General features: G+C 67.6%; 9 protein-coding genes. 5 read left to right on the plus strand and 4 right to left on the minus strand.

From position 1 onward, the window contains the following. The 5 genes from AC1DOC_RS07765 to AC1DOC_RS07785 form a co-directional block, all read left to right on the plus strand. The coding region (locus AC1DOC_RS07765) for a 3-hydroxyacyl-CoA dehydrogenase (RefSeq protein ID WP_478129624.1) at nt 1–1,160 on the plus strand (1,160 nt) is incomplete at its 5' end. 35 nt (nt 1,161–1,195) lie between these two features. Next, a complete protein-coding gene (locus AC1DOC_RS07770) occupies nt 1,196–1,975 on the plus strand; it encodes an oxepin-CoA hydrolase, alternative type (RefSeq protein WP_018905003.1) in 780 nt (259 codons plus the stop codon). Between the two features lie 59 nt (nt 1,976–2,034). Then, on the plus strand, nt 2,035–2,754 hold the full coding sequence (locus AC1DOC_RS07775) for a Crp/Fnr family transcriptional regulator (RefSeq protein WP_012747738.1): 720 nt from the start codon (nt 2,035–2,037) through the stop codon (nt 2,752–2,754). A gap of 1 nt (nt 2,755) precedes the next feature. Next, a complete protein-coding gene (locus AC1DOC_RS07780; protein ID WP_018905004.1) occupies nt 2,756–3,862 on the plus strand; it encodes a phosphotransferase in 1,107 nt (368 codons plus the stop codon). A gap of 30 nt (nt 3,863–3,892) precedes the next feature. Then, the gene (locus AC1DOC_RS07785; RefSeq protein WP_478129625.1) at nt 3,893–5,164 is read left to right on the plus strand and encodes an acyl-CoA dehydrogenase family protein; all 1,272 of its coding nucleotides are present in this window, start codon (nt 3,893–3,895) and stop codon (nt 5,162–5,164) included. 82 nt (nt 5,165–5,246) lie between these two features. Here AC1DOC_RS07785 and AC1DOC_RS07790 read toward each other — a convergent pair whose 3' ends face one another. From AC1DOC_RS07790 to ftsH, 4 genes are all read right to left on the minus strand, one after another. Continuing rightward, a complete protein-coding gene (locus AC1DOC_RS07790; RefSeq protein ID WP_012747735.1) occupies nt 5,247–5,726 on the minus strand; it encodes a GNAT family N-acetyltransferase in 480 nt (159 codons plus the stop codon). Between the two features lie 2 nt (nt 5,727–5,728). After that, the gene (glmM, locus tag AC1DOC_RS07795; RefSeq protein ID WP_478129626.1) at nt 5,729–7,066 is read right to left on the minus strand and encodes a phosphoglucosamine mutase; all 1,338 of its coding nucleotides are present in this window, start codon (nt 7,064–7,066) and stop codon (nt 5,729–5,731) included. Between the two features lie 26 nt (nt 7,067–7,092). Then, nucleotides 7,093–7,953, minus strand: coding sequence for a dihydropteroate synthase (gene folP / locus AC1DOC_RS07800; RefSeq protein WP_018905007.1), 861 nt, complete (start codon nt 7,951–7,953; stop codon nt 7,093–7,095). Between the two features lie 63 nt (nt 7,954–8,016). Continuing rightward, a partial coding sequence (ftsH, locus tag AC1DOC_RS07805; RefSeq protein WP_478129627.1) for an ATP-dependent zinc metalloprotease FtsH occupies nt 8,017–9,504 on the minus strand: 1,488 nt, incomplete at its 5' end.

Below are 9,504 nucleotides of genomic sequence, written 5' to 3' on the forward strand. Positions count from 1 at the left end.
CGTCGCTGTCGGTCACGGCCATTGCGGCCGGGCTCGCGCATCCGGAGCGCGTGGCGGGCTTTCACTTCTTCAACCCGGTGCCGCTGATGAAGGTGGTCGAGGTGGTGGCCGGCTTCAAGACTTCGGCCGACGTCTGCAAGCAGCTCGCAGGCTATGCGGTGCAGATGGGCCACAGCGCCGTGCAGGCGCAGGACACGCCGGGCTTCATCGTCAACCACGCGGGCCGCGGCTATGGCACGGAAGCGCTGCGCATCGTCGGCGAAGGCGTGGCCGATTTCGCCGCCATCGACCGCATCCTGAAGGAGCAGGCCGGTTTTCGCCTGGGCCCCTTCGAGCTGATGGACCTGACCGCGCTCGACGTGTCGCATCCGGTGATGGAATCGATCTACCACCAGTACTACGAGGAGCCGCGCTTCCGGCCCAGCGTGATCACCGCCCAGCGGCTTGCGGCCGGCGTGCTCGGGCGCAAGACCAATGAAGGCTTCTACCGCTACAACGACGGCGTGATGCAGCAGCCCGCCGAGCCGGCGGTGCCGGTGGTGGCGGCGATGCCCTCGGTCTGGGTTTCGCCGCGCGCCGCGCGCCGGGCCGAGCTGCTGCGGCTGGTGAACGCACTGGGCGCGCAGATCGACAGCGGCGCCACGGCGGCGCCCACGTCGCTGATCCTGGTGGCGCCGCTGGGCTTCGACGTGACCACGGTGGCCGCGGTCGAGCGGCTGGACGCCACACGCACGATGGGCATCGACATGCTGATCGACGATGCCGCCACCAAGCGCCGCGTGCTCGCCACCAACCCCGCCACGCGGCGCGACATCCGCGATGCGGCGCATGCGCTCTTCGCGCGCGATGCAAAGGCGGTGAGCGTGATCCGCGACAGCGGCGGCTTCGTGACGCAGCGCGTGATCGGCACCATCGTGAACATTGCCGCCGACATGTGCCAGCAGCGCGTCTGCTCGCCGGCCGACCTCGAAACCGCGGTGCAGCTGGGCCTGGGCTATCCGCGCGGCCCGCTCGCCATGGGCAACCTGTACGGTCCGACCAACATGCTCGAAGTGCTGTTCAACCTGCAGACCGTCTACGGCGATCCGCGCTATCGCCCGAGCCCGTGGCTGCGCCGCCGCGGCGCGATCGGCCTGAGCCTGCTGCACGAAGAAGAATAAGCAGACCAACACCAAAAAACGAAAGCATCACAGCGATGACCGCCGAACTGAAGAGCACCAGCGAGGGACGCACCATGGTGCTGACGATCGCCAATCCGACCCAGCGCAATGCCCTGGGCCCCGAGATCTACGCCGCCGGCATCGAGGCGCTCAACGGCGCCGAGAGCAGCGACGAAATCCGCAGCGTCGTCATCGTGGGCGAAGGCGCATGGTTCTGCGCCGGCGGCTCGCTGCAGCGGCTGTCCGACAACCGCCAGCGCGATCCTTCGGTGCAGGCCGAAAGCATCGAGGGCCTGCACAACTGGATCGACTCGATCCGCGCCTTTCCCAAGCCCATCATCGCGGCGGTCGAAGGCGCGGCCGCAGGCGCCGGCTTCTCGCTGGCACTGGCCTGCGATTTCGTGGTGGCCGCGCGCGACGCGGTCTTTGCGGCGTCGTACAGCAACGTGGCGCTCTCGCCCGACGGCGGCCTGAGTTGGCAGCTTGCGCGTGCATTGCCGCGCCAGCTGGCCAGCGAGTGGCTGATGTGCGGCGAGCGCATCGGCGCGCCGCGGCTGCATGCGCTCGGGCTGGTCAACGAACTGAGCGAGCACGGCCAGGCGCTTGCAAGCGCCCTGGCGCTGGCGGCCCGGCTCAATGCACGCGCGCCCAATTCGCTGGCCAGCATCAAGGAGCTGCTGAGCGAAGCGCCCGGCGCCACCTTCGCGTCGCAGCTCTCGCAGGAGCGCGACCATTTCGTGCGCAACCTGCACCACCCGAATGCGGGCGTCGGCATTGCCGCGTTCATCGACAAGAAACCACCGCGCTACGAGTAGCGGCACGCCGTCGCTCCTGCGACACCCTCCAGTTTTTCAGTCGCCGACAGGACAGACCAATGGACGACCCCATTCTTACCATCGAAGAACGTGAAGCGATCAACAGTGGTCGCTGGTTTTCTTCTCTTTCTCCATCGCTACGGCACGACATCCTCCGATGTGCTTTCGTCAAACGCTTCAAGGACGGCGACCTGATCGCTGCCCGCGGCGACCCTCCCGACCACTGGATCGCCTGCGCCAAGGGCGCGGTGCGCGTCAGCTCGACGGCCGTCTCGGGCAAGCAGGTGACGCTGACCTACGTGGAGCCGGGCATCTGGTTCGGCGACGTGGCGATGTTCGACGGGGACCGGCGCACGCACGATGCCTATGCGCATGGGGACACCACCATCCTGTGCGTCGCGCGGGCCGACTTCCAGAAGATCCTGGCTGCGCACGTGGAGCTGTACGAGGCGCTGATGCGGCTGCAGGCGCGCCGCATCCGCACGCTGTTCGGGCTGGTGGAAGACCTCAACACCCTGCCCCTGCGTGCACGCCTGGCCAAGCAGCTCATCCACCTGGTGCGCAGCTACGGCGTGCCCAACCTGGAAGACGGCAGCCAGATGCGCATCGGCCTGCAGCTGGCGCAGGAAGAACTCGCCCAGCTGCTCGGCGCCTCGCGCCAGCGCGTCAACCAGGAACTCAAGACCATGGAACGCGAGGGCACCATCCGCATCGAGCCGGGCGGCCTGGTCGTATTGGATCGCGCAGCATTGATGCGCGTCTCGGAAGCAGATCATTGACATGAGCCAGGACTTCTCCAACTTCATCGGCACCCGTGCGGTCTCGCAGCAGCATGCCTTCGACGTCGAGGCGCTCGCAGCGTGGCTGGCGAAGAACCTTGACGGCTTCCAGGGACCGCTGACGGTCGAGATGTTCAAGGGCGGGCAATCGAACCCGACCTACAAGCTCGTCACGCCCACGCAGAGCTACGTGATGCGCGCCAAGCCGGGCCCGGTTGCCAAGCTGCTGCCCTCGGCCCATGCGGTGGAGCGTGAATTCAAGGTCATGAGCGGCCTGGCCGGCACCGGCGTGCCGGTGCCGCGCATGCATTGCCTGTGCGAGGACGAAGCCGTGATCGGCCGCGCCTTCTACGTGATGGAGTTCATGCAGGGCCGCGTGCTGTGGGACCAGGCCCTGCCCGGCATGGACAACGCCGGGCGCGCGGCCATCTACGACGAGATGAACCGCGTCATCGCGGCGCTGCACACCGTGAAGTTCGCCGAGCGCGGCCTCGCGGACTACGGCAAGCCCGGCAACTACTTCGAGCGACAGATCGGCCGCTGGAGCAAGCAGTACAAGGCCTCGGCCGATGGCGCCGGCGAACTGTCGCAGCCGATCGAGGCCATGGAGCGCCTGATCGACTGGCTTCCCGCCCATATGCCGGCGAGCGCGCGCGACGAGACCAAGGTTTCGATCGTCCATGGCGACTACCGCCTGGACAACGTGATGTTCCATGCCACGCAGCCGCGGATCATCGCGGTGCTCGACTGGGAGCTCTCCACGCTGGGCCATCCGCTGGCGGACTTCAGCTACCACTGCATGTCCTGGCACATGCCCCCCACCACGGGCCGCGGCATCGGCGGCGTGGATGTCGCGGCGCTGGGCATTCCCACCGAGAGCGAATACATCCGCCGCTACTGCGAGCGCACGCGCATCACCACGCCCGAGGCGCTGGCGCCCGACTGGAATTTCTACCAGGCCTACAACCTGTTCCGCATGGCCGCGATCCTGCAAGGCATTGCCAAGCGGGTCGAGGCAGGCACCGCATCGAGCGAGCAGGCCGTGGCTTCGGCCCGCGGCGCGCGCCCCATGGCCGAAATGGCCTGGCAGTTTGCCCAAAAGGCATAACCGCCCCCACACCCCACCAGGAGACAGACGATGGACTTCGAATACTCGGCAAAAACCAAGGAGCTCCAGAAGCGCGTGAGCGCATTCATGGACGCGCACATCTATCCGGCCGAAGCCGAGTATTCCGCCGAGCTGGCCGCCAACACGGCCGCGGGCAAGCGCTGGACCGCGCTCAAGACCGTCGAGAAGCTCAAGGAAAAGGCCAAGGCCCAGGGCCTGTGGAACCTGTTCCTGCCGGTCGACAGCGCGGCCGCCTCCGGCTACGAAGGCGCGGGCCTCACCAACCAGGAATACGCGCCTCTGGCCGAGATCATGGGCCGCGTGCCATGGGCCTCGGAAGCCTTCAACTGCTCGGCGCCGGATACCGGCAACATGGAGACCATTGCCCGCTACGGCTCCGAAGCCATCAAGGCGCGCTGGCTCAAGCCGCTGCTCGAAGGCCAGATCCGCTCGGCCTTCGCCATGACCGAACCCGACGTGGCATCGAGCGATGCCACCAACATCKMGACCCGCATCGAGCGCSASGGCGACGASTACGTCATCAACGGCCGCAAGTGGTGGATCTCGGGCGCTGCCGATCCGCGCTGCGCCGTCTTCATCACCATGGGCAAGAGCGACCCCGACGCGCCGCGGCATTCGCAGCAGAGCATGATCATCGTGCCGGCCGACGCCAAGGGCATCCGCATCGTGCGGCCGCTCAACGTGATGGGCTACGACGACGCGCCGCACGGCCACGTCGAGATGTACTTCGAGAACGTGCGCGTGCCGGCCGACAACATGCTGCTCGGCGAAGGCCGCGGCTTCGAAATTGCCCAGGGCCGCCTCGGCCCCGGACGCATCCACCACTGCATGCGCCTGATCGGCCTGGCCGAGCGCGCGCTCGAGCTGATGTGCAAGCGCGCCTCCTCGCGCGTGGCCTTCGGCAAGACCGTCGCCTCGCAGACCGTCACGCAGGAGCGCATCGCCGAAGCGCGCTGCAAGATCGACATGGCGCGCCTGCTCACGCTCAAGGCCGCATGGCTGATGGACGTGGCCGGCAACAAGGTCGCCAAGAACGAGATCGCGATGATCAAGGTGGTCGCGCCCAGCATGGCCTGCCAGGTGATCGACTGGGCCATGCAGGTCCACGGCGGCGGCGGCATGTCCGATGACTTCCCGCTCGCCTACGCCTATGCCGGCGCGCGCACGCTGCGCTTCGCGGACGGCCCGGACGAAGTGCACCGCAACGCGATCGCCAAGTGGGAGCTGGGCAAGTACGCACCGAACAAGGGCGATGCCGACATGCCCGTCACGCGCTTCTGATCTGTCTTGCTCCCCTCTCCCCGCGGGGAAACGGCTGGGGTGAGGGCCGACGGCGAACCATGCGCCTCGGCCCTTTTCTCTTTCAGAGCTTCTTCTGCAAAAAGACGGCGTGCCCGAACGCCGGATCGAGCTGATAGCCGGCGAAGCCCTCGCGTTCATAGCTGCGCAGCGCCGGCGCATTGCCCGACAGCACCTCGAGCGTGAGCTTGCAGGCGCCGCGCGCGCGGGCCTCCTGCTCCACCCGCGCAAGCATGCGCTGCGCGATGCGCCGGCCGCGATGGCTGGGCAGCACGACCACGTCGTGCACATTGACCAGCGGCTTGCAGGCGAAGGTCGAGAAGCCTTCGATGCAGTTGACCAGGCCCACGGGCGTTGGCCCGTCGTACGCGAGCACGCTGAAGGCTTGCGGCCTCGCGGCCAGCGCCGCAGGCAGCTCGGCCAGCACACCCGCTTCGAGCGGCGTGCCGCCGCCCGCGGGATCGCGTGCGTAGGCGTCGAGCAGGCCGACCAGCGCAGCCGCATGCGCGGCGTTGCGGTAGTCCGCCAGCACGACCTCGACCATCGTCACCGTGCAGGTTCCAGGGTCGCGGCAAGCCGCTGCGCGCAAGACTGCGCCTGCTTCGCATCGCGCGCCTCGACCATCACGCGCACCAGCGGTTCGGTGCCGCTCGCACGGATCAGCACACGGCCGCTGTCGCCGAGTTCGGCTTCGATGTGGCGCGTTTCGCCGGCCAGCGCATTGTTGTTCTTCCAGTCCTGTCCCGGCGTCAGGCGGACATTGATCAGCACCTGCGGAAACAGCGTGATTTCCGCGAGCAGCTGCGCCACCGTCTTGCCGCTGCGCACGCAGGCCTGCAGCACCTGCAGCGCGCTCACGATGCCGTCGCCGGTGGTGTGGCGGTCGAGCGCCAGCAGGTGGCCCGAGCCCTCGCCGCCCAGGAGCCAGCCGCGCTTTTCGAGTTCCTCAAGCACATAGCGGTCGCCCACCTTGGCGCGCACCAGCTCGATGCCCTGCCCGCGCAGCGCCACCTCGATCGCCTTGTTGGTCATGAGCGTGCCGACCACGCCCGCCGGCTTGTCGCCGCGCGCGATGYGTTCGGCCACCATGAGGTAGAGCAGTTCGTCGCCATTGAACAGCCGCCCGCTGGCGTCGACCAGTTGCAGGCGGTCAGCATCGCCGTCGAGCGCGACGCCGTAGTCGGCCTTCTGCGCCGTGACGGCCTCGACCAACGCGGCCGGATGGGTCGCGCCGAAGCCCTTGTTGATGTTGAGGCCGTCGGGTGCGCAGCCGATGCTGCTGACCTCGGCGCCCAGTTCGTGGAACACATTCGGTGCCACCTGGTAGGCTGCGCCATGCGCCGCATCGACCACGAGCTTCATGCCCCGCAGCGTCAGGTCGTTGGCGAAGGTGCTCTTGCAGAACTCGATGTAGCGGCCCGGCGCATCATTGAGGCGGCGGGCCTTGCCGAGGTTGGCGGAGTCGACCCATACAGGGGCCTCCTCGAGCGCGGCTTCCACCGCAAGCTCCCAAGCATCGTCGAGCTTGGTTCCCTGCGCGCTGAAGAACTTGATGCCGTTGTCCGGATAGGCGTTGTGGCTGGCGCTGATCACCACGCCCAGGCTCGCGCGCTGGGCGCGGGTCAGGTAGGCGACGCCGGGCGTCGGCAGCGGCCCCAGCAGCACCACGTCGACCCCCGCGGAGTTGAAGCCCGACTCCAGCGCGGACTCGAGCATGTAGCCCGAGATGCGCGTGTCCTTGCCGATCAGCACCGTGGGGCGCGCCTCGCTCTTCTTGAGCACGCGGCCCACGGCATGCGCGAGGCGCAGCACGAAATCGGGCGTGATGGGCGACTGGCCGACCGTGCCGCGGATGCCGTCGGTGCCAAAGTATTTGCGGGTCATGGATTCGTTCTTGTTCTCGGGTTTTGTTATGGATGTGTCTCTTCGGCCTTCATGGCGCGCCACACGGCGATGGCCGCCACGGTGTCGCGCACGTCGTGCACCCGCACGATGGCCGCGCCGCGGTCCACAGCCAGCACCGCCGCCGTCACGCTGGGCACCAGGCGCTCGGCGGCCGCCGGAATGCCGCTGACCGTGCCGATCGACGATTTGCGCGACCAGCCCAGCAGCAGCGGACAGCCGGCATCGAGCAGTTCGCGCTGGCGCGCCAGCAGCGCAAAATTCTGTGCCACGGTCTTGCCGAAGCCGATACCCGGGTCCAGCGTGATCCGCGAGGCATCGACCTTCAGCGCGCGAAGCTGCGCCACCTGCTCGGCCCAGAACGACAGCACCTGGGGCACCACGTCGCCCTGCATGGGTGCGGTCTGCATGGTCTGCGGATCCCGATGCATGTGCATCAGGCAGACGCCGCACGAGGGATGCGCCGCCACCGCTTCGCGCGCGCCGGGCCGGCGCAGCGCCCAGACGTCGTTGACGATGTCAGCGCCCAGTTCGAGCACCGCGCGCATGACTTCCGGCTTGTAGGTGTCGACGGACAGCGGCACGTTGAGCTTGACCGCCTCCCGGACCACCGGCAGCACGCGCGCCAGTTCGGCATCGAGCGGCACGGCCGGACTGCCGGGGCGGGTCGATTCGCCGCCGATGTCGAGGATGTCCGCGCCCTCCTTCAGCAACTGCTCGCAATGCCGCAGCGCGGCCTCGGTGGAAGCATGCGCGCCGCCGTCGGAGAAGGAGTCGGGGGTGACGTTGACGATGCCCATCACGCGCGGCTGCGCGAGATCGATTGCAAAACGGCCGGCCTGCCAGACCACCGCGGGGGCCATCGTCATGCGGCACCTTCATCATCGAAAACGGGGCCGATGGCCCCGTTGGTGTTGAACACCGGATTCACTTCAGGCCACTGTGGGTGCCGGATCCGGATTGACTGCCGGCGTGCCGCCGCTGCCGCCACTGCCCGAAGGCGGAATGCGCGGCGTCCAGTCCTTGGGCGGGCGCGGTGCGCGGCCGGCCATGATGTCGTCGAGCTGTTCCGTGTCGATGGTTTCCCATTCGAGCAGGGCCTTGGCCATGACGTGCATCTTGTCGCTGTTTTCCTCGATCAGGCGGCGCGCCAGGGCGTACTGCTCGTCGATGATGCGGCGCACTTCGGCGTCGACCTTTTCCATGGTCTGCTCGCTCATGTTGGTGGTCTTGGTGACCGAGCGGCCGAGGAACACTTCGCCTTCGTTCTCGGCATAGACCATCGGTCCAAGCGCGTCGGTCATGCCGTAGCGCGTGACCATGTCGCGGGCGATGGAGGTCGCGCGCTCGAAGTCGTTGCTGGCGCCGGTGGTCATCTGGTGCATGAACACTTCTTCGGCGATGCGGCCGCCGAACAGCATGCTGATCTGGTTCAGCATGTATTCGCGGTCATAGCTGTAGCGGTCCTGCGCCGGCAGGCTCATGGTCACGCCCAGGGCCCGGCCGCGCGGGATGATGGTGACCTTGTGGACCGGATCGCACTTGGGCAGCAGCTTGCCGATGAGCGCGTGGCCGGACTCGTGGTAGGCCGTGTTGCGGCGCTCTTCCTCGGGCATGACCATGCTCTTGCGCTCGGGGCCCATGAAGATCTTGTCCTTGGCCTTCTCGAAGTCCTGCATCTCGACCACGCGCGCATTGCGGCGTGCAGCCATCAGCGCGGCTTCGTTGCAGAGGTTGGCCAGGTCGGCGCCGGACATGCCGGGCGTGCCGCGCGCAATGACGCTCGGGTTCACGTCCTGGCCGAGCGGCACCTTGCGCATGTGAACGCCCAGGATCTGCTCGCGGCCGCGGATGTCGGGCAGCGTCACGTACACCTGGCGGTCGAAGCGGCCGGGGCGCAGCAGCGCGGCGTCCAGGATGTCCGGGCGGTTGGTGGCAGCCACCACGATCACGCCCAGGTTGGTTTCGAAGCCGTCCATCTCGACCAGCATCTGGTTCAGGGTTTGCTCGCGCTCGTCGTTGCCGCCACCCAGGCCGGCGCCGCGCTGGCGGCCCACCGCATCGATTTCGTCGATGAAGATGATGCAGGGCGCGTTCTTCTTGGCGTTCTCGAACATGTCGCGCACGCGGGCCGCGCCCACGCCGACGAACATTTCGACGAAGTCCGAACCCGAGATCGAGAAGAACGGAACCTTGGCTTCACCTGCAATCGACTTGGCCAGCAAGGTCTTGCCGGTGCCCGGAGGGCCGACCAGCAGCAGGCCACGCGGAATGCGGCCGCCGAGCTTCTGGAAGCGCTGCGGGTCCTTCAGGAAGTCGACCACCTCGCGGACTTCTTCCTTGGCCTCGTCGCAGCCCGCGACGTCGGCAAAAGTGACCGTGTTGTTGTTCTCGTCCATCATGCGGGCCTTGCTCTTGCC

This window comes from Variovorax sp. 01T439_2, assembly GCF_056398445.1.